Source organism: Streptomyces sp. SAS_272, assembly GCF_052543235.1.
On sequence record NZ_JBMNDR010000070.1, the window covers coordinates 23,285 to 42,168 of the forward strand.

General features: G+C 71.4%; 16 protein-coding genes and 1 pseudogene. 9 read left to right on the top strand and 8 right to left on the bottom strand.

What is annotated here, in order from left to right:
- Positions 1 to 47 precede the first annotated feature (47 nt).
- Complete coding sequence (locus ACN6LD_RS31115; protein ID WP_319191948.1) at positions 48 to 659, bottom strand: lytic polysaccharide monooxygenase auxiliary activity family 9 protein; 612 nt, start codon at positions 657 to 659, stop codon at positions 48 to 50.
- A gap of 599 nt (positions 660 to 1,258) precedes the next feature.
- Between ACN6LD_RS31115 and ACN6LD_RS31120 the strand changes: the two genes are divergently transcribed.
- The gene (locus ACN6LD_RS31120; RefSeq protein ID WP_319191950.1) at positions 1,259 to 1,798 is read left to right on the top strand and encodes a hypothetical protein; all 540 of its coding nucleotides are present in this window, start codon (positions 1,259 to 1,261) and stop codon (positions 1,796 to 1,798) included.
- A 763-nt stretch (positions 1,799 to 2,561) separates the two neighbouring features.
- Here ACN6LD_RS31120 and ACN6LD_RS31125 read toward each other — a convergent pair.
- The 4 genes from ACN6LD_RS31125 to ACN6LD_RS31140 form a co-directional block, all read right to left on the bottom strand.
- Positions 2,562 to 2,759: a hypothetical protein gene (locus ACN6LD_RS31125; protein ID WP_445044943.1), complete on the bottom strand. Its 198-nt coding sequence runs from the start codon at positions 2,757 to 2,759 to the stop codon at positions 2,562 to 2,564.
- A gap of 147 nt (positions 2,760 to 2,906) precedes the next feature.
- Complete coding sequence (locus ACN6LD_RS31130; protein ID WP_445044944.1) at positions 2,907 to 3,428, bottom strand: hypothetical protein; 522 nt, start codon at positions 3,426 to 3,428, stop codon at positions 2,907 to 2,909.
- 473 nt (positions 3,429 to 3,901) lie between these two features.
- Positions 3,902 to 4,132 (bottom strand): hypothetical protein, encoded by a 231-nt coding sequence (locus ACN6LD_RS31135; RefSeq protein WP_445044945.1) that lies wholly within the window; start codon positions 4,130 to 4,132, stop codon positions 3,902 to 3,904.
- Positions 4,133 to 4,134: 2 nt separating this feature from the next.
- A complete protein-coding gene (locus ACN6LD_RS31140) occupies positions 4,135 to 4,296 on the bottom strand; it encodes a hypothetical protein (protein WP_445044946.1) in 162 nt (53 codons plus the stop codon).
- A 321-nt stretch (positions 4,297 to 4,617) separates the two neighbouring features.
- Between ACN6LD_RS31140 and ACN6LD_RS31145 the strand changes: the two are divergent.
- The 4 genes and pseudogenes from ACN6LD_RS31145 to ACN6LD_RS31160 form a co-directional block, all read left to right on the top strand.
- Positions 4,618 to 5,214 (top strand): annotated as a pseudogene (locus tag ACN6LD_RS31145) (transposase); the annotation flags it as partial.
- 1,480 nt (positions 5,215 to 6,694) lie between these two features.
- Positions 6,695 to 7,018 carry a hypothetical protein gene (locus tag ACN6LD_RS31150; protein WP_319191954.1) on the top strand — a complete coding sequence of 108 codons (324 nt, stop codon included), beginning with the start codon at positions 6,695 to 6,697 and terminating at the stop codon, positions 7,016 to 7,018.
- 118 nt (positions 7,019 to 7,136) lie between these two features.
- Positions 7,137 to 7,415, top strand: coding sequence for a hypothetical protein (locus tag ACN6LD_RS31155; protein WP_445044947.1), 279 nt, complete (start codon positions 7,137 to 7,139; stop codon positions 7,413 to 7,415).
- Between the two features lie 289 nt (positions 7,416 to 7,704).
- Positions 7,705 to 8,436 carry a DsbA family protein gene (locus ACN6LD_RS31160; RefSeq protein WP_445044948.1) on the top strand — a complete coding sequence of 244 codons (732 nt, stop codon included), beginning with the start codon at positions 7,705 to 7,707 and terminating at the stop codon, positions 8,434 to 8,436.
- 171 nt (positions 8,437 to 8,607) lie between these two features.
- Here the strand turns inward: ACN6LD_RS31160 and ACN6LD_RS31165 are convergent, their stop codons facing one another.
- The gene (locus ACN6LD_RS31165; RefSeq protein ID WP_445044949.1) at positions 8,608 to 10,083 is read right to left on the bottom strand and encodes a hypothetical protein; all 1,476 of its coding nucleotides are present in this window, start codon (positions 10,081 to 10,083) and stop codon (positions 8,608 to 8,610) included.
- Between the two features lie 509 nt (positions 10,084 to 10,592).
- Here ACN6LD_RS31165 and ACN6LD_RS31170 point away from each other — a divergent pair.
- Complete coding sequence (locus tag ACN6LD_RS31170) at positions 10,593 to 14,312, top strand: hypothetical protein (RefSeq protein ID WP_445044950.1); 3,720 nt, start codon at positions 10,593 to 10,595, stop codon at positions 14,310 to 14,312.
- Between the two features lie 366 nt (positions 14,313 to 14,678).
- Positions 14,679 to 15,422 (top strand): TIGR02391 family protein, encoded by a 744-nt coding sequence (locus tag ACN6LD_RS31175; RefSeq protein ID WP_445044951.1) that lies wholly within the window; start codon positions 14,679 to 14,681, stop codon positions 15,420 to 15,422.
- Between the two features lie 215 nt (positions 15,423 to 15,637).
- On the opposite strand, the gene ACN6LD_RS31180 is transcribed toward ACN6LD_RS31175, so the two are convergent.
- Complete coding sequence (locus tag ACN6LD_RS31180) at positions 15,638 to 16,921, bottom strand: hypothetical protein (RefSeq protein ID WP_445044952.1); 1,284 nt, start codon at positions 16,919 to 16,921, stop codon at positions 15,638 to 15,640.
- Positions 16,918 to 17,076, bottom strand: a complete 159-nt coding sequence (locus ACN6LD_RS31185) for a hypothetical protein (protein WP_445044953.1) — start codon at positions 17,074 to 17,076, stop codon at positions 16,918 to 16,920. The genes ACN6LD_RS31180 and ACN6LD_RS31185 overlap by 4 nt, the downstream gene beginning before the upstream one ends.
- A gap of 501 nt (positions 17,077 to 17,577) precedes the next feature.
- Between ACN6LD_RS31185 and ACN6LD_RS31190 the strand changes: the two genes are divergently transcribed.
- Positions 17,578 to 18,477: a radical SAM protein gene (locus ACN6LD_RS31190; protein ID WP_445044954.1), complete on the top strand. Its 900-nt coding sequence runs from the start codon at positions 17,578 to 17,580 to the stop codon at positions 18,475 to 18,477.
- Positions 18,474 to 18,884, top strand: coding sequence for a DUF6375 family protein (locus tag ACN6LD_RS31195; protein ID WP_445044955.1), 411 nt, complete (start codon positions 18,474 to 18,476; stop codon positions 18,882 to 18,884). Before ACN6LD_RS31190 ends, ACN6LD_RS31195 begins: the two co-directional genes overlap by 4 nt.

An 18,884-nucleotide genomic window follows, 5' to 3' on the forward strand; every position in this document is an offset into this window, starting at 1 on the left:
GGGACCCGGCTTTGCGGCTGGGTCCCGCAGCACGGACGCGGTGTGGCTCAGCGGGTGAAGTTCACGTCCATCACCTGGTAGAAGGCGTGGCCGGTGTCGGCGACCTCCCACACGCCGAGAACCACGTGATAGCCGGAACGCTGCGGCAGCCTGACCATGTGCGGCTTGTCGAGGTTCGGGTCGGTGGAGGCGTCCGGCATCTCCCAGTGCGGGATGTCGCCGTACGGCTTGTAGGTCGCGAACGGCTCAGGCTCGAACTGGTCGCGGCTCAGCGGCTCAGCCGGGTCCCAGCTCTCCTTGGTCACGAAGTAGTTGTAACGGCGCGTCCGGTGCTTCTGCGAGAAGTTCCACTGGAAGGGGACTTCGGCGCCCGACCGCAGATCGGTCTTGGGCCAGTCCCGTACCTCGTCCAGCTTCACCGCGTCCGGCTGGCTTCCGCCGCTGGCGATCTGGCCGTCCGGCGGCGTCGGCGTCGGTCCGCTCGGGCTGTCCGTCGGCGCGTCCGGGTCCGTCAGCCCGACCCTTGTCGCCGGGAAGAACTTGCCCGCTTCGAGCCCATTGGCCGGCCAGCCTCCGTTGAACTCGATGTCGGCGCGAGAGCGGGGATGCGTCAGCCACCCGTGCGCGGGAGCGACATCACTGCGGCCTTCTCTGGCCATTTCTGTCTCCTCTTGGTTCCGATGCGCTGGGCAACCGTCGTGGCCCTTCGGCGGACGACGTTCACGGCGCATGAGCACGGCGGTGTCCACGCCGTACATTGCCCCTTGAATATTACGCATTGTTTATGACTTATGCACGGAGCGTTACAGGCGGAGGGTGGGTGCTGCCTCGATGCCCCTGAAGGGCATCGGGCGGCTCCCCGGAGCTGTCGCCGGCAGGCGGACCCGTACCGCACCTGCGACGCCCTGGCCGCATCCCCTCCCCGCCCAGGGCGGTCCCGCGTCCGTCGTCCGCGCCGCCTGGAGAACCTGGAGACGCTCGGTGCCCCGGTGTGTGATCTCGGGCTGCGACTTCCTGGGCTGCGCTGGCTGCCGCACGCGGGGTCCGGCTGAGCCGCGCAGTCGGCCATCTGTGCACTCAGGCCGCGCCATCGGCAGGTCTTCGCTCCCAGCGAGGCTCATGTGCGTGGGGAGGCGACACGGTGGAGGTGAGTCCGTGGTCTGTACGGCTGGCCCTGTTCGCGCGGGGATGCGCCCGGTCCAAGGGCGGAGGCGACAGGTCCCGTCTCTCCCACCCCCGCTGTGCGAAGGAACGCCCCATGCCTTCCGGACTTCCACCGATCGGCGCCGAGATCCCGTGCCGCGCGCTTGCCGTCGACACCCCCTTGCAGATTCGAAAGACACCGCTCTCCGTGGACTTCCGCGGGGGCTGGAGGCATCGCGTCGACGTCAACCCGGACGCCCCGATCCACAGCGCGCGGCTGCGGCTGACCGGCTTCAGGATGACCGCGGAAATCCCCCCGCTGAACGGGGGAGCCGAGGGCGGCGCCATCACCATCGAGCAGAACGACGTCGACGCCGACCCGGGCAGCCTGCTGAGGCTGACGCAGCAGTTCCCGCCCAGGTACGAATGCCTCCTGGCCCTGGACACCTGCACCATGACCATCGACCAGCCGGGCAGCGAGCCGCTGCTCCTGACCCCGAAGGGCCAGTTCCTGCTCGTCGCACAGCTGACCCAGTACCCCCCGCGAGGGGACCAGTACCAGCTGAAGAACCCGGTCGACTTCACCGAGCCGGACGAGCCCGACACCGTCGTCGCAACGCTCCAGAAGTTCCCCGCCAAGGCCGGCGGCCTGTAAGCCGCAGACCCCACGCCCCCCGACGGACTGCCCTCGGAAACCTTCGCCGTTCGACCCGGCACCACCATGGCGCCCGGACCGAACGGCGTTTCCGTGCCCTTGAACCACGCGACGCCATGACCTGCGCAAACCGCTTCAAGAGCAACCGCTGAGCACGATGCGGCCACCTGGGCTGCCCCGTCACAACGGGTCGCCGTGTCCGGCAGGCCATGTGGCAAGAAATTCGAGCACATGCGCTAAAGAGGAGATGGACTGTGCCGACTTCCCCGACGACCTGGTGCGCCTGCTGACGGACTGGTACCGCGCCCATGACGCCCTTGGCCGCACCCCACCCCATGCAGACCACGGTGCTGCGCCGCCGCCGCCGGGCCCGGGCGACGGGGGAGCGCGGGCAGTGAACCGTCGTCCGGAACACCCGACGGTGCAGGAGGAGGATGTGCCGCCCTCGACGTCAGGGCACTGTGCCGGAGCCGGTGAAGTGTCCAGCCGCCCAGGTCCTCGATGCCCTCGGGTGAGGCGAGCGGGCTGGCCGGCAGCCGGGTGTTCTCCTCGAAGATCTCCTCGGCCCGGCGGTAGGAGAGCCGGGCCCGGCACTGGGAAACACCGTCGACCTTTCCGACGAACGACGCCGACTCCCCGCCCGGTGCAGGATCCCCGCGATCACCTCCCCCGGGGGCCCCCACCACTCAAGATCAAGTACTGGGCGCCAACGGCTGTACCCGGTGGTCCCCAGGGGCCGGACTCCCCCTCTGCGGACGGGCGATCAGCGCGGCATGTCCGGCCCGTCCGTCGAGGGTGGGTAGTGCGGGGCGCACTCCCTGCAGGCGTAGACGTTGAAGCCGGGGCCGGTGGCGCGGTGGTGCTCGTGGACCAGTACCGGGATTTCGGTGACGCGGTGGCAGCGAGCGCACATGCGGATCGGGGAGCGCCGCAGTCCGCGACGCTCGTGGCTGCTCGTCACAGCAGCGGCCGTCCTGGCGTTCCCGGTCGGGGGTGGGCTGTGGGCCCCTGTGGGGCTTACCACGGCGATACCCTCCAAAGCCGTCGCCCGCCCCGGTTTCCGGGGGCGGGCGACGGGATGTGTTGAGGTGAGGCGGCCGGTGTGTGGCTACGCGTGGCCGGTGTACGCGATGCTGCAGTGTGAAGACGTGCCCTTGACCACGCAGAGTTGGATGGAGACCTGGGCGCCCTCTCTCAGATCGCCGGTGTTCCAGGGGCTGGTGTAGACGGCTTTCTGCCCACGTGTGGTGGCCGTGCGCCCCGTCACCGGAACCACCATCTTGGCCTCTATGCCCCACGTATCCGAAAGGACGTCTGTCACAGAGAATGAGTCGCCGGGGATGTTCGGCAGCGGATCAGCGACCCACGACATGGTGCCCGCGACTCTGCCGCTTGCGTTGCGGGCGACGATTTGGAAACTCCCGCCACCCTCATCCGACTTCGTGAAGGTCCAGTCGGCAGCCGCCGCGTCGGTCGCCCCGAGAGTGAGACAGCTGCCGGCAAGGAGTGCACTGGCTGCCAGTAGCGTGAACACGCGGTTCTTCGTCCGCATTGAGAAAGTCCCCTCCAGGGTGGTGAATGCGCAGATCCAGCTCACGGCGATCGTCGCTCGAACCGAGAGTCCGATCAACGCCTTTCCGTGGAGAGGCGACGCAGAGCCAACAACTCCGTGGACTCATTGCGCAGAGCCAGCTCCTTGCTGCTCTTGATAGATCACCATGCCGGAACACGGGAACGAGCCACGCCCCCGCGTCCGGGCCGAAGCGGTGCCTGTAGGCGTTACGGCCGGGCCGGGCCGGGGCGCGGTACTCGTTTGCGACCAGCCCGTTTCCCCGACCCGCCCGCCGTGCGTGTCTCCGCGCAACGGGCGCTCCACGTGCCTCGGCCATCCGGCCGTGCTGGGCCGCCCCAACTTTGTCGAGGCTGCTCTCGCCCTCCTCGGCGATCCGGCGATCCTCGGTTCAGGCTGCCTCCAGCTTCACCTCGCCGCTACGACGGCGAAGCGACGGTGGTCTTCCACCTCTGTCCGAAACAACAGCGCCTCGTGGCGCACTGACAGCCTTCTTACCGGCACCCCTACGTGGCTGGATCCGGCGACGGCGGTCACACGGCGGCGGACTGGGCCAGGAGCGTGTCCATGAGGATCTGGTAGCGCTCCAACCCCTCGGCCCATCCGGGCATGACGAGGTGCTGGAGGACGCTCATGGCGACCGCGGCCTCGCCGCCGATCCCGAGGACGGGTGCGTAGCCGACGCGGACCCACTGATCCCACATCTCGTCCGCCATCAGAGTCCGCAGGATCTCGGGCTCGGTTGCCGCGTGCGCCATCAGCATGCTCAGGGCGGTGGCGCCTTGGTGCAGGCGAGCACCGCCGAGCACAGCCGCTCGCCGTCGGCCTCCCAGACGGCGTGGATGAGGCCAGGCAGACCGTCGGCCGACCTGCTCCTGGACGCCCATTCGCCGGCCTGTCGGTCTGCGCTGGCGTGCCTGGTGGGCAAACCCCGTCAAGATCAGTACGACTTCCTTGATGACGAGTCCGAGGATCCCCCGGCGGACCGCGCGCGTCGCCGTACCGTGCGCTGACGCGCAGGCGGTTCCACCCCAGCGGCCGAGGAGAGCGCGTGTTGCAACCGTCGCGGTCGGCGTCGATCCAGTGGCGGAACTTGGTCCGCTCGTAGCCGGTGCGGTCCTCGTGCCGGACAGTGAGGGTTTTCAGGGCGGCCGCCGGACGGGTGACGGCGGGACGGTAGGCAACGGACAAGGCTCCCGTGCCGTTGAGGGAGGCGTCTAGGTCTCAACTCTCCGGCTCAGGAGCCCTGTTGGTCCCATATCCTGCCGCACTCGACCTGCCGCACGCACTGGTGGAGTGGGTGACGATGCTGATCGTCACCCGTGAGGGTGACCGACGCTGCAAACTCCCGCCGTCCGAGCGTGCGGTGATTGCTCTCGCGTACCTGCGCCGGCACGACCTCCTGGCTCAACTCGCCGCGGGTTTCCGTATCTCCGTCGGCACCCCCCACGCGTACGTCACCACCGTCGTCGAGCACCTGGCCGACATGGCGCCGGGCCTGCTGAAGGTCCTGCGCGCGACAGACCCCGACTATGTTCTCGTGGACGGCACGCTCGCCGAGTGCGACCGGGTCGGCGACGGGCGCGCTGACTACTCGACGAAGCACAAACGGCACGGCGTGAACGTGCAGGTCATCACTGATCCGGCCGGTCACACCCTGTGGCTCTCACCCGCCCTGCCCGGCCGAACGCACGACCTGACCGCCGCCCGCACTCACAAGATCATCAGGATCTGCGAGCGCCAGGAAGTCTCCGTCCTCGCCGACATGGCCTACATCGGCGCGGGCGAGTGGGTCACCACTCCCAAACGCCGGCCGCGCCAGGGCGAACTCACCCCGACCGAGCAGAACCGGCGCGCTCGGCGCTGGCCGGCCGGTCTGTGCTCTCCACGAATCAGCCCGTCAACCGGGGCCGGGCAGCCGCCGTTGGTGGGGGCAGCGGAGGGACTCGGTTTGCAGGCCGCAGCAATCGTCGAAATGGCCCCCAGCGGGAGGCGGGTATGCCGAGTTCACGCGACGGGTGAGTGGGGAATGACCGATGCTGGTCTGGTGTCTGGCCGTACGGAGACCAACGTCCGCCTGCCGTGGTGTGCACTGGAGGCCCTGGCCGCGATCGGAGCCCGGAGAGGGACGTCGCGGGACGAGACGCTCCGCCAACTGCTGTCCGAACACGTGGAGTTCCAGGAAGGTCTGGACCCCGACGACAGGCTGACGCATATCTCCACGGTGCTGCGCCACCCCCCGCCGCCCTTGCTGCGGGGCGAGCCGCGCCCGGGCCGGCCGGTCCGGCTGCGCGCGGAGCGGGACCTGCTGGAGCGGGCCCGCGCCGTTTCCCTGAGCCTGCCCGGCCAGTACCGGCGCAGCCACCGCGACTACCAGGCCCGGGTCATCACCGACGCGGTGATGACCGCCATCGCCGCCGTCGAACGGTTCACGGACGATGCCCTGGACGGGCTGCTGCCTCTCCTGCGCCACCGGGCCGCACGGGGGCTGTGGCGGCTGACCACCGCCCAGACCAGCACCGGCCCCGAGCGCGAGCTGCTGGTCGTCGCCGAGGACATCCGCTCGGGCCTGGCCTGGCAGACCCCGGCAAACCCGGACGGTGAGACGGACGCGGCGGCCGAGCGGCAGCTGCTCCTGGCGGCCGAGGCCCTGGAGGAGGAGGTGGGCTGGCACTCGCCGGCCCGCTTCGAGACGACCGCCGTCCTGGCCCGCCGACTGCTTGCCGGCCCGGACGCCGAGGCGGGCGAGCGGATGCTGTACGAGCAGGGCCCGGCGTGGGAGGAGCGGTACCAGGACGCCCTTCAGGCCGCTGCGCGGCCTCTGATGCTGCTGCAGAACATGGCCAACGACTGGACGGGACGCGGGGGCACGGCCGTGTGGCGTGCCCACCGCAGAGTCGCCGTGCAGGACTTCGAGGACTGGCTTACCTCACCGGTCCACGGCGAGGACTCCGCGACGTACGTGGTGAGCCCGCCGGGCTGGCTGCTGCGCGCTCCGGCCGGCTGGCATGCTCACGCCCCCGCGGGGACGGGACGCCTGGCGGAGCCGTACGCGCAGTGGGTGGCCGACGGCCGGGTCCGGCTGGGAGCCGGTGCCCGGCATCGAGCCGCTGGCGGCCGCGGCACGGGCCCAGAAGCTGCGCCCCGAGGAGATCTCCGGGTTCATCGAAGCCGTACTCATCGACTGGCGCCACGCGCACGAGGCGGATTCCTCGATCCGCATGACGCTGGAGCTGCCCGCCGATCTGGCGTACCGCTTCAGCTTTCTGACCTCCGAGCAGCAGCACGCGGTCATGGCCCAGGCCCGCGCCGAGACCTTCCGGCGCATGGACGAGATCATCGAGGCCTTCCGCGACGACTGCCTCGATGAACACGATCTCCGGCAGCTGCAGGAGATGCGCGGCAACGTCCGGATGTTCCGGCGCACGGCCACCCGCTGCGGCAAGCACATCGCCTCGAAGTTCCGCGTGCGCCGGGCGTCATGGCCGTGGCCCGGCCCGTCGGTGGCCGAGGAACTGATCACCAGCTCGCGCACGGACCTCCTCGAGGCCCTGGCCGTCCAGGCCTATCGCAGCCGCTCCCTGGTGCTCGAGGAGTCGATGCAGGAGGCCTGGCAGCAGGCGTTCGACCGGTACGGCAGCCGTATGTGACACCCACCGATACATAGCCTTCCTCTCCCTCCGCTCAACTGGGTACGTGCCCGGCCGAAATGAGCCCGGCGAAAGTCCCGCGCACCGCACGGTGCGCCCGTCGGAGGGGGAACTCCGCATGAACACCGCACCGCTGGTCTCGTCGATCGCAGCCGGCCTGGGCGGGGTCACGTCGATGACGGTCGGCGCACCGGGGTGGCTGACCGCAGGTCTCTTCGGCTGCCTCGCCCTCGGCCTGATCACCGTCGCCGTTCTGCAGACGCTCCTGCCGCAGGAGTCCGCGCACCGGCTGGCCTGGTGGCGCGACCGCCGCCGCCACCAGCAGCTGCGCCGCCAGACGCGCATCCGCCCGGAGCGTACGAACGGGCGTACCGAGGCACAGGGCCACGACGAGTGACTGGCACGCCCGGACAGGGCATGCGCGTGGTCGTCGTCTCCCAGTGGGCTACTGGCCGGGGTGGACTGCCGAGGAGCGCGTGCCCGTCCCCGCCCACACCTCTGCCCGAGCTCCGCCTCGCCCGGCGCCTATACACCGGGCTGTGGAAGCGACTTGGCTCCTCTGTGAGCGCCGCCTGATGGGCCGCGACGACAGAACCTGCGGGGCGGGCCTGGTGAGGGGTATTCCTGGTGCGGTTGTCGTACGGATGATCTAAGTTCGCGCTGTTCTCAAGGGGAGGGGATGACGCATGGTGCGTAGGGGGCGGTGGGCTGTGGTCTGCGCGGCCGCAGTGTTGATGTCGGTGGGGTGCGGGCAGCGACATGCGCGGTACGGGCCTGACTTCGCGAGCGCACAGGAACTGCCGGAGAAACTCGGTGCGGACGGCACCACCATCACCGTCGGCGATCCCGACGCGCCGGTGACAGTGCACCTGTATGAGGATCCCCGCTGTCCGTACTGCGAGGAGTTCGAGACCACCGGCGGCAGTCCGCAACTGCGGGAAGCGATGCTCGACCGCAAGGCAAGAGCCGAGTACACCCTCGCCTCCTTCCTGGACGACCGGGTCGGCGGCACCGGGTCGAAGAAGGCGGTCAACGCGCTGCGCGCCGCGCTGGAGGAAGGCAAGTTCGTGGAGTACCACGAGGTGCTCTACGCCAACCAGCCCGAGGAGAGCACCGACGGCTACACGGATGCCTACCTGCTTAAACTGGCCGGCAAGGTCAAGGGTCTGCGCGGCCCGGAGTTCGATGCGGCTGTGAGGTCCATGAAGTACCGCGGCTTCGTCACCGACTCCCAGAAAGCCTACGAGAAGGCCGGGGGAGCCAAGGAACCCGAAGGCCCAGGTACCCCCACGGCCGAGATCAACGGCAAGCGGATCCCGCTGCAGTACAACGGCCTGCTCCTGGAGAGCGACGCCTTCGCCGAGCTGCTGCAGAAGATCTACGACCAGCCCGGAGAGTGGGAGGACACCACTCTGTAGACCACCGGGCCACGCGCCGCCGGCTCAAGCGGCTCGGCAAGGAAGAACGGCGCTGCCGCAGCCGTCGGTTGGCCATGAGCCCGTATACGGCGCCATGCGCCTACAAGGAACCGGCCAGGTCGCCTGGATCGTCCTCAACACGCCGCCCTCGGGGCCGGGGCGGACGGCCTTCTACTCGTCGTACGGCTCGTGGGCGGGCACCTGTCCGTCGCTGCGCCGCTGCCGGTCACCGGTGAGCGCGACGATCCGGTGGACGGGCACGGAGACGGCCGGGTGGCCGCCTGTGGGGGAGAACCCCACCCGGCCGGCGCCGGGCTCGTAGGAGGTCACCGTGCCGTACAGCCGGTGCAGCACGGTCTCGGCACGCATCCCGCACTCGACGTCCAGGCACAGCATCCAGTCCTCGAGCCAGTGGACGGGCAGGTTCTCCATCTCAGCGGCTGCGGGGCCGGGGTGCTCGTCGTCGGGGACCCAGCTGTACTTGCCGACGACCAGGTCGTTGTAGACCTCCATCGAGTCGGGCCCGCTGTAGGCGGCCCGCCGCCCGCGCTGGGCTGCGCGCCGCACCGCCCGGGCCGTCGTCACCATGACCGTGGGCCTGGCGCCCGGCCCGTCGCCTTCAGCGTCCGCCGGCAGATAGGGGTAGGCGCCGCGCAGCAGCGCCAGCACGTCCCGCTCGTCCGGCTCGGCGGTGCCCGCGACAAGCTCCGGTCCGAGGACGACCCGCTGCCGGTCATCGCAGGTGTGGTCGGCGGCGTGCCGGGCGGCGAAGCGGGGGACGGCAAGCACGACAGCATGGTCGGATTCGACGCCATAGCCGGTACGGCGGCCACCGAACGGGACGGTGGGCCCGTGCTGCTCGTACTGCGCGAGGTAGGCGAGTTCCGCATCCCGCTTGCTGGTCAGCGGCCAGCCGCTCACCAGCACCAGCTGCCGCCCGTCGCCGCCGTCACCCGTGGCCGCCCCCAGCGCCTCCTCCAGCCGGTGGCAGCAGTCCAACACGTACTGCTGCCACCGGTACTGGAACTCCGCATCCGCCCACTGCGCGGGAGCAGCAAACCCGGCACCCGCCACGAGGGCCGGCCCCGGCAGCGCCGTCACGTCACGCACCCGCGCCCCGCCCCAGACGGCCTCCACCGCCAGCATGGCGGCCGCACGTGCCCCAGTCGCCTCGCCACCCTGGTCCCGCACACCGCTCCACGCCCGCCGGACGGCCGCCCACACGTCGAACGGCTGCGCCCACCGGGACTGCAGCACCGCGGCCGCCAACTCCTGGCCCGTGCGCTGCACGTTCCCGTCGGCAGCCACCACATCGCACGCCCCGCTGACCGACGTCACCTCGCGCGCCGCAGGCGCCGCCGCCCGCCAGCCGGCCAGCACAGCCTCCGACCGCTCCAGCACCCCCGACCACGCCTCAAGCATCTGCCGCGCGCCCGCACCGACCGAGGGATCAGCCGTCCACGACTCGAGCCCGCCGCGAACCTCCGCATCGCGGTGCCGTGCCGCCTCCCACAGCACCCGCGCATAACCCTCCCAGGACCGCGGGCCCGCCTCCTGCTCCTCCAGCCTGCGCACCCGCCCGTCAGCCGCCACGACATCGGCCGCCGCCCACCACAGCGCCTCCTCGCCCGGCTCCACCCTCACCACAGGGGCACAGTGACGGCACACCTGCTCACAGACGTCCAGCAGCGCAAGCGGGCTACCCGTCAAGTGCTGCGCGTAGCGGCAATGGCTCCGCCACCCCGCCGCCTTGGCAGGAACGTGCCACTTCCCGCCACCCGCACGCCCCAGGACCACGGTGATCCGCCGCAGCGGCCCGACGTCCACCCCGGCCGCCAACAGGTCCTTCTCCGCCAGCACCGGAAGCCCTCGGTCACACCGCACGACAGCCCGCCCCCCTTATCGCCTATTGGCTCTCGTCGCTCACTGTGGCACAGGCGCCCGACCGGCGTGCTCGGTTGCCCAACGGGGTCACCCTCCCCGGCACGGACCGGCTGTGACACGGCGCGCGGGTCTGCACCGACCCTGTTCGCTACGGCTGGGTAGGCCGGTTCGGCTTGCTGTTCCACGCTCGAGCGGGACACCGGCCGCGGCCGATCGCGGCGGATTGGCGATAGCCGGTCCGCCGGTGGTGACCGGACGGCTACGGTGCTGCGGTGAGCGACGAGGTGGGTGTGCCGGCCGACGCGAGCGTGCTGCCGGAGGTCGGCGATGTCCTGGCCGCCGCGCTTGAGGCTCAGGGCGAGGCGGGCGTAAGGGCGTTGGGGCTGCTACGGGACGCCCGTCGGGTGCTGACCGGGGAGGGGTTTATACGGCCGGCAGAGGTGGCCGCGGCGTGTGTGCGCTCCGCGGCGGACTCGCTGCTGAGCCTGCCCGGCGCCCCGGTCACGGCTGGTCTGAAGCCTGCGGCGAAGGACCTGCTGGCCGCGGTGGACGCCTTCGGACCGCCGACCGCCGAGGAGGACTCCCCCTCCGGCGAGCCAGCCGCCGCAGCCGCCCGCACCCGACAGCCGGCCGTCGGGGCCAGCACCCCCGACGCCGCCAACTCCAACTCCGGGGCCCCGGCGGGGCCGTCGAAGCCGGTGCGCGCGGGGTGGGAGCGGGTGTCGGCGTCGGCCGAGGCGCTGCGCGGCGAGCTGGAACGCCCGGGTGGCTTCCACCGGGCGCGGGCCCGCGCCATCGTCGAGCGGCTGATGAAGGTGGAGATCGGGGCGGCGCAGGAGACGGCGCTGGACGTGTGGGGAACCATCTACCAGTTGGCCTCGGGCATCCTGCACGGCCGCGCCGCCGCCCCCGGCGAGGCCGTCCAGCTGTACGCCGATCTCCTCGGCGCGGCCCACCAGTTGCTGGTTCCGCTCCCGGACCGGGCGGCCCGCGTCCTCGAACTCGCCGCCCTGACGCAGCCGGGCGCCGCCGAGGCGCAGGAGCTCGCCCGCTGGGCGGACCCGCGCGCCACCGACTACTTCGTCCGCTGCGGCCCGGCACCGGCGTGGCTGAACGTGCTGCAGGAGCACACGCCGCACCTGCTGATGCCAGACCGGTCGGCGGGCGGACGGTGGCCGGCCGCCCCGTTCCTCGACCACGTCGCCGACGCCGACCCGGAGACCGCCCGGGCGTGGCTGGCCGCACCGGCCGACGACGTCCCTGCGGTCAGCCGTGCGCAACAGGTCGCCGCGGCCGGCCGGTTGGCCCTGGACGCACTGCTGAGCCTGGCCGTACGCCACCCCGGCGTCGTCGACGCCGGACAGCTGCGCGCCGCCCTCGCCCACCCCGGCGTACGGGACGGCGGGGGGCCAGCGGTGGGGGCAACGCTGCGCCTGGCGGCGCGGTGGGCGCGGGCGGTCCCGCGGACCGAGCGGACGCGCGAGTGGATCCTCGTGGTGGAGGGGCTGCTCGGGGGCGCGGTTGACGACGAGCACGCCGGCCATCTGTCGCTGCGGGCCGTCGTCGAGCGCGTGGCCGCCGCCGAGGCCCAGGCGGCCGGCACCGAGGACGCCGCCGCGGCCCAAACGCTGGTCGAGGCCGCGCTGGTGCGCGAGGAGGAGATGCGGGAGCTGATCGCCGAGGAGACGGCCGCGCGTCTTCCTGGCCACGAGGTCGCGATGCTGCTGCGCGAGGTCGTGCGCACGGCCTACCCGGCCGGCCGCGGCTCTCCCGCCCACCCGAACATCGCGATGATCCGGGCCGTGCTGGCCGGCCTGCTCGCCCGCGACGTCGCGCTGCTGCCCGAGGCCTCCCGCCCGCTCGTCTTCGGCGCCGACCTCGACCTCGTGCACGCCGGTGATCCGGCCGCGTACGGCGGGCCGAGACTGGCGCGCACCGTGCTCAACCTCGCCGCGGCGGACGCGGACGCCGGCGTGCACCTGGCCGAGCGCACCCGCGCGCTGGCTCGGGTGGCCGCGGTCGACGGCCGGCTGCACGGCCGGCTGCTCGCCGCCCATCTCGCCGACCGCCCGCCCGCCGACTCCGTGGTGCCCGCCGGGTTGGCCGAACAGAAGTGGTGGGAGCAGACGTCCGCGCTCGTCCCGCTGCTCCTGGCGGGCAAGCCCGCGCCGGAGCCCGCCCGCCTCGTCGACCTCGTGCTCGGCAACTGCCCGCCCGAGCGCGCCGCGCAGCTGGAGACGGACGTCCGTACGGCGCTCGGCACCCCGCCGCTCGCTGGTCTGGTGGCCGAGGTCCTGCCCGACGACGCCGAGCAGGTCGACGGGAGGGCCGAGCCGCTCGCCTCATGGCTGCGGGTGTGGGACTGGTCGCCCGTTCTGCCCGCGCGGCTGCTGGCTGGCTGGGAGCCCGCGCTGGCCGCAGTGCGCCGTCTTCAGCCCGCAGGCCCGTCCGACCCGCGCACCGCACCCGTGCTGAAGCCGGTCAAGGCGACCACGGTGCTGGACGCCGAGGACCTGGCCGAGGTGGCAGCCGCCCGCGGGCCGGCGTCGGCCGCCGCCGCTCTGGCCGCCGCCGAGGACGTCGGCGCCGACGGCTACGCGATGGTCCTGCACCGCCTCGTCGCCGCCGACCCGGCGGCCTGGACCGCCGACGTGCCCGCCGTCCTGACCTCTCTTCAGCGGCCGGAGCTCGGCGCGTTCTATCTTGCCGCGGCCGCCGTCCTCGCGGACCGCCCCGGCGCCCTCCCCGGCTCTGCGCTAGCGGCCGCCGTCACCGCGGTACTCGATGTGCGCCGACGCCTCGACGAAACAGCCGCCGCCGCCAGCGCCGCGGCCGTCGAGAACCGGTCCGCCGCAGTGTCCTTCGCCGACCAGGCGCTGTTCGACCTGATCACCACCGTGTGGCGCACCGGCACCGCCCTTCCCGGCGACCGGGAGAAGACGGTCCTGGCCCGCCTGTGCGCCCTGGCCGCTCCGCTAGCCAGCCTCGCCGCCGTCCCAGCCCCGGACACCCCTGGCGAGGTCGCCGGCCCGGCCGACGGGAGAGCGGACGCGCCGCTGCTGGGATCGGACCCCTCCGTGCGGGCGCTGGGAAGCCTGCTCGAGTACGCCGTCCACCAGGCCCGCACGCAAGGAGAGATGCCCGCCGACGTCCTTCAGGCGGTGGCTGGCGCGCTTGCCGCGTGCGGGGACCAGGACGCGGTGGCCACCGCCATCGGGGTGCGCCTGCCCGCCCTGCACCGGTACGCCCCCGCCTTCACCGCCGCACACCGCACCGAGCTGTACGGACTCGCGCCCGACAGGCCCTCGCCAGCCGCCTCCTGGCTGCGCTGGGGCGCGCCCGACCGAGAGGTCCTCGCCGCCTTGGAGCGCGCCGAGCTGCTTGCCGCGCTGCGCGACGCCCGCCCCGGCGCCGCCGCCCACACGGCGGCCGCGCTCCTGGCCGACCCGGCCCTCCTCGGCGATCCCGCCACCTTCTGGGCCGAGTTGGCCACCGGCACCGGGGGAGTGGAAGCGACCGTTCTGCTGCTGGCCGCGATCGCCTCCCGCACCCCGCGCACCGACGGTCCCATCCCGCCCGACCCCTCCGGCCGACTCGCCGCAGCGGCCGACCAATGGCGCGCCGCGCTCGCGGCCGGCCTGCCGCCCGGGGCCCTCGCCGGCGCGGGCGCCTTCGCGGACGCCGGCCTCGACGAGAACCTGTGGCTGTCCCTGATGCGGGCGAGCGCCGAGCACACCCCCGCCCTGACGGACGCCGACCTCGTCGCCGAACGCGCCGCCCGCCACCCGGACAGCGAGGACGCGCTCCTCCTGACCGCACAGATGGTCACCCATCCCGCTACGACCGGGCAGAACGCAGCCCTACGACGTCACGCCCGCGCCCTGCTGGACGCCGCAACGGCCCTCCCACAGGACGAACGCCCCTCCGAGGTACAGAAGCTGCGGAGGGCGCTGGTCAACGCCGGCGACATTGATGCCGCCACCCGCGCGTGAGTCACCCGACCCTCGCCCCCGGCCGAGGTACTCCCGGATGACGCCCAGGAACGGCCTGGCCGGCATGCGAGCAGGCTCGGCGGGACCGGCAGGGGCGTCGACGTCCAGGCCGTCGACGAGACGCCCGCCGTCCTCGAGGAACTACTGCGCGCCATCCAGTACGGTCGCGGCCAGCGCGGCGCCGAGGTCGTCCTCGGTTTCCGCGTTCCTTGCCCGGCCTGGCCACCGCCGGGGCCCGGCACGTGCGACGTGCCTGCCGCCCGCGCGGCTCCCCGCCGTCCGACGACCTGCTGCCGACTCGCACCGCCCGCCCCGCCTTCGCCCGCAAGACGGCGGAGTGTCAGTGCCGCGCCGTAGCGTCGACCTATGAACTTCCAGTACATACCGCCGGTTCCGGCAGAGCAGATCCGTCAGTTGCCCACGCGAGATGTCGCCCTCCATCTCCTGCGGCATCTCGCCAGCAGCACCGGATACCTGCAGTACGTGGGCACCATGAGCTCGGCTCGGCAGGCGTTCCAGGAAGAGTCGGATACGGACGCGCTCGTGAACCGGCTGTCCGATGCCTGGTGCTGGCTGGAGGCGCACGCGCTGCTGACTCGCGAGCCCAGCCAGTCCGAGGCGTTCCGACGGATCTCCTGTGACGGTGTGGACCTGGCGCAGAACCCGCAGGGCCTTACGAGGTTCGAGGCCCGTGAGCGGCTCTCCGGCCCGCTCCACCGCGACCTGGAAGGCACGGTGCGCACCAACTTCGACCTGGGGGACTATGAGACGGCGTCCTTCGCCGCGATGAAGGCGGTCGAGGTCGCCGTCCGCGACGCCTCCGGACTCGACAACTCCCTGGTCGGAGTGAAGCTGATGCGCGAAGCGTTCCGGCCGCACGAGAACGGCAAGACCGGCGGCACGCTCGCCGACGCGGAAGCCGAGGGCGGAGAACAGGCGGCCACCGCCAACCTGTTCGCCGGCGCCATGGGCGCCTACAAGAACCCTGCCAGCCACCGCACCGTCGACTTCGACGACCCGATCGAGGCGGCAGAGATCATCCAGTTCGCCGACCTGCTGCTGCGCCAGGTCGAGCGCGCCAAACGCCGCCGGACCGCGCCAACGACATAGATCCGTACACGGTGTCGGGGCGGGCTTGGGCACCCGGCCCGGTCGGAGTGGCACCCTACAAGCAGGGGTGCGACGGCCTGCAGGAAGCCCGGCTCTGGAGGCGTCCTCAAGGAGCTGGCCGACGCCGATATCCGCCGACTCCAGGCCCGGCGGCCGAGGATTTCGCTGCTCTTCCGGATGATCTGTTCCGCCTGGCGGGCAGCGGAGGTCGGGGCTCAGCGGCCTGCTGCATGACCTGCCTCCTCGGCTTTCAGGGCATCCTGCGCACTACTGTTCACATATGTACTATTGGTGACATTCACGACACGGATCGCGAATCCCGTTCCCGCGCGCCACTCAGCGGCAGACGTTCCGTCTGCCGCTGAGACCGGGTTAACCTCCCAGAGCCGCATGAAATGCACCCGCCCCGCCACCTCGTGCGGGATTTGGACGACGCGGCCATGCCCGATGACTGGATGCGCAGGGAAAGCAGAATCGCCGCTGGAGGGAGTACGCGGGGAATCCTGGAACCACGTCACTGCGGGCTCCCCGAGGTAGATCGCCCGCGCGATGTCCACCACCTCCGTATGCAGGTCACGTGTCTGAGCGGGCGGAAGCGGCCGACGCCACCAAAGGGGCGCCTCGCTCGCGCGCCGGCCCTCGCAGGAGGTCTCCGCAACCTGGTAGGCCGTCTCCAAGCTGGTGTACAGAAGATGGCACGCGGCGCTTGCCGCATCCCACCCGGCGGTCGTCCTGGACGGCGCCTCGCTGTGCGTCCCGATGTTGTGCTGCCGCGTCACCGCCGTGCTCTGGGCGGCCTGGATCCGGGCTTCGTCGACGATCTGCTGCGCCTGACCGCGTGCTTCCTCCAGGAGAGCGTCGGCTTGCCTGCGGGCCTCCTCCTGGATCCCCCAGGCATCGAGTTGTACCTGCTCTGCCTCGCAGAGCAGCCTCGCCGCCGTACGGCGCGCCTTCTCAAGACTTCGCACGGAGTCCGCCCGTTCACGTCGGATCGCCCGCCGTGCTTCGGCGAGCATGTCCTCGGCCGTGCGCCGGGCCTGCTCGGTGATCTCCCGCCCCTGCGCCTGGGCACAAGCGGACACGTCCAGGGATTCCAGGACCGTGGCCCACATCCCGAAGTTCTCGTTGTCCGCGGAGGGCGATGGGATGGTCGCGCCGAGAGCGAGGTCGGCCGGGTCGGCGGACGTGGTCGGGGCGGCCGGGGTGACGGCGTCGATCTCCTCGAGGGCCTCCTCGGCGCCGGGCACGCTGCGGTCGGCGGCCACGCGCAGCCACCGCTTGGCGGCAACGTAGTTGCCGCGCCTGCGGTAGTCGTGGCCCAGCGCATACGCCTCGTGGCCCAGCACCGCGGCATCGGCCTGCGCCCGCAGCTCGTCCTGATCGTGCGCGGTACGGCCCTTCAGCCGCCGCATCACGGCGGCGAAGCCGTCCGCCTTCTCGTCCGGGCTCAGGGAGAGTGGCTCGTGCCGCTCACCATCGTGGTCCTGTCCGAAGTTCACCGGTGCCCCTCCTTCGCCGTCCCGGCGGTCTCATAGCCGTCCATCCGCAGTGACTGCCGCAGCTTGCGCAACGCCGTCTTCAGGATCTTCTTCATGTTGTCGATGCCGACCCCCAGGTGTGAAGTGCCGTTGCGATGCCAGCGCAGTGGTGTCATTACTGCGCCAGCGTCAGGTTGATGACATCGACCCTTTGAGCTGTGTCTCTGTAGTTGTGCTCGATGGTTTGGCTGTGAGGTCACCAGTGGCAGGACGTGACATCCCTGCTGGACAGCGTGGTGACACTTCCTTTGCCCCCGGCCGGCCCGGGCCGTGCGGCGCGGGGGCGGAACCTGTCTCGACGGACCGGCGGCCGCAGGCGCTGGCTTCTACGTGGCGTGCTACTTGCCGCGGCTCTCGTCGAGAGCTGCTCCATCTCGACCCGGTGCGCATCCACACGCCCGTAAATGTGGCTGCGCGGCCACCACGTTCGACCGGATCGGATCCTGGTGGGTGCACCATGTCCAGTTCAATTCTGGGCCGACCCGACGGCCTTCGCCCGCCCCATGCCACCGCGGGGACGCTGTGACTGGTGAGGAAGTGGGTGACTTGGGCCGGTGTGGTCAGTCATACTTTGAGTCGGAACGTGGAGGGGATGTGCGAGTGATGCGGGGCTACCGGTGAAACGTCGTGCCGGCCCCGATGGGGTACACCTCTTTGACCGTCGCACCGGCCTGAACGTCCTCTTCGACGAGGTCGATGCCCCTCAGACGCAGTGGGCCCGTGCGCCCCGCCAGGTATCGATCGCCCTGACCAACGCGTGTGACCTTGCCTGCCCGTTCTGCTACGCGCCCAAGGCCGCTGCGGTGCTCGATGCCGCACGGCTGTGCGCCTGGGCCGATGAGCTGGACGCGGAGGGCTGCCTCGGCATCGGGTTCGGCGGCGGAGAACCCACCCTCTACCGCCGCCTTCCGCAGGTGTGCCGTCACGCGGCTGAGCGCACGGGGCTGGCGGTGACGATGACGACGCACGCACACCGCTTCACCCCTCAGTTGATCGACGCGCTGGCCGGAGCGGTCAACTTCGTCCGCGTCAGCGTGGACGGAGTCGGCACCACCTACGAGAAGCTGCGCGGCCGCCCTTTCGCCGAGCTTGTTCAGCGGCTCACTCGGATCGGGCAGGCGTTCCGGTTCGGGCTCAACTGCGTGGTCAACGCTGACACGTTGCCGGATCTCGACGCGGTCGCCGACCTGGCGGCCTCGACCGGGGCCGCGGAACTCCTGCTGCTGCCCGAGCGCCCGGCACGCGGCCGCCCGGGCACCAGCCCGCACGCGGTGGCCGCCCTGCACCAGTGGATCACCAACTACCGTGGGCCTGTGGCCCTCACCATCGGCGAGGGCGACAGCGGTGCACTGCCGACTGCCCAGCCGCTGCCGGGCGAGACGGGACTGCGCGCCTACGCCCACATCGACGCCGCCGGAACCCTGCGGCGCACCTCCTACCACTCGGCCGGCGAACCGGTCGACGACCGCGGCGTACTCGCTGCGCTCGACCGCCTGCAGCAGAAGGGTGTCGCATGAAGGTCTGGTACGGGTACGGCACCGAGCACTCCATGAACCTTGTCATGATCGGCCGGTTCAAGGACGCCACTGCCGCTGAACGAGCCCACACCGTCATCAAAGAGTTCACGAAGGCTCTGCAAGCGGAGGAGGAAGCCGGCCGCCTGATCGTCGGCGAGCCGGACGACCGCTTCAGTGACGAGGTCTTGAAACTGCTGAGCGACCTCAACCTCCACAGCATCGGGCCGCGTGAGCTCGAGCAGTTCTTGTACGACCTCACCATGCGACGCGAGGGCGACTCCATCGTGGTGACCACCGATGAGACCGATGTCCAGGCGCTGCTGAAGGTCCTCCTCGACAAGGGGGCCCGCATCGAGGTGTATTCCGCGCACGATTACCCCGGCACTGGCCAAGGCCGGGGCGAATAG

Coding starts and splice junctions, on each gene's coding strand:
- ACN6LD_RS31195 (WP_445044955.1), top strand. CDS start 18,474: ATGAAGGTCTGGTACGGGTACGGCACCGAGCACTCCATGAACCTTGTC.
- ACN6LD_RS31160 (WP_445044948.1), top strand. CDS start 7,705: ATGGTGCGTAGGGGGCGGTGGGCTGTGGTCTGCGCGGCCGCAGTGTTG.
- ACN6LD_RS31155 (WP_445044947.1), top strand. CDS start 7,137: ATGAACACCGCACCGCTGGTCTCGTCGATCGCAGCCGGCCTGGGCGGG.
- ACN6LD_RS31175 (WP_445044951.1), top strand. CDS start 14,679: ATGAACTTCCAGTACATACCGCCGGTTCCGGCAGAGCAGATCCGTCAG.
- ACN6LD_RS31120 (WP_319191950.1), top strand. CDS start 1,259: ATGCCTTCCGGACTTCCACCGATCGGCGCCGAGATCCCGTGCCGCGCG.
- ACN6LD_RS31185 (WP_445044953.1), bottom strand. CDS start 17,076: ATGACACCACTGCGCTGGCATCGCAACGGCACTTCACACCTGGGGGTC.
- ACN6LD_RS31135 (WP_445044945.1), bottom strand. CDS start 4,132: ATGCTGATGGCGCACGCGGCAACCGAGCCCGAGATCCTGCGGACTCTG.
- ACN6LD_RS31115 (WP_319191948.1), bottom strand. CDS start 659: ATGGCCAGAGAAGGCCGCAGTGATGTCGCTCCCGCGCACGGGTGGCTG.
- ACN6LD_RS31150 (WP_319191954.1), top strand. CDS start 6,695: ATGGACGAGATCATCGAGGCCTTCCGCGACGACTGCCTCGATGAACAC.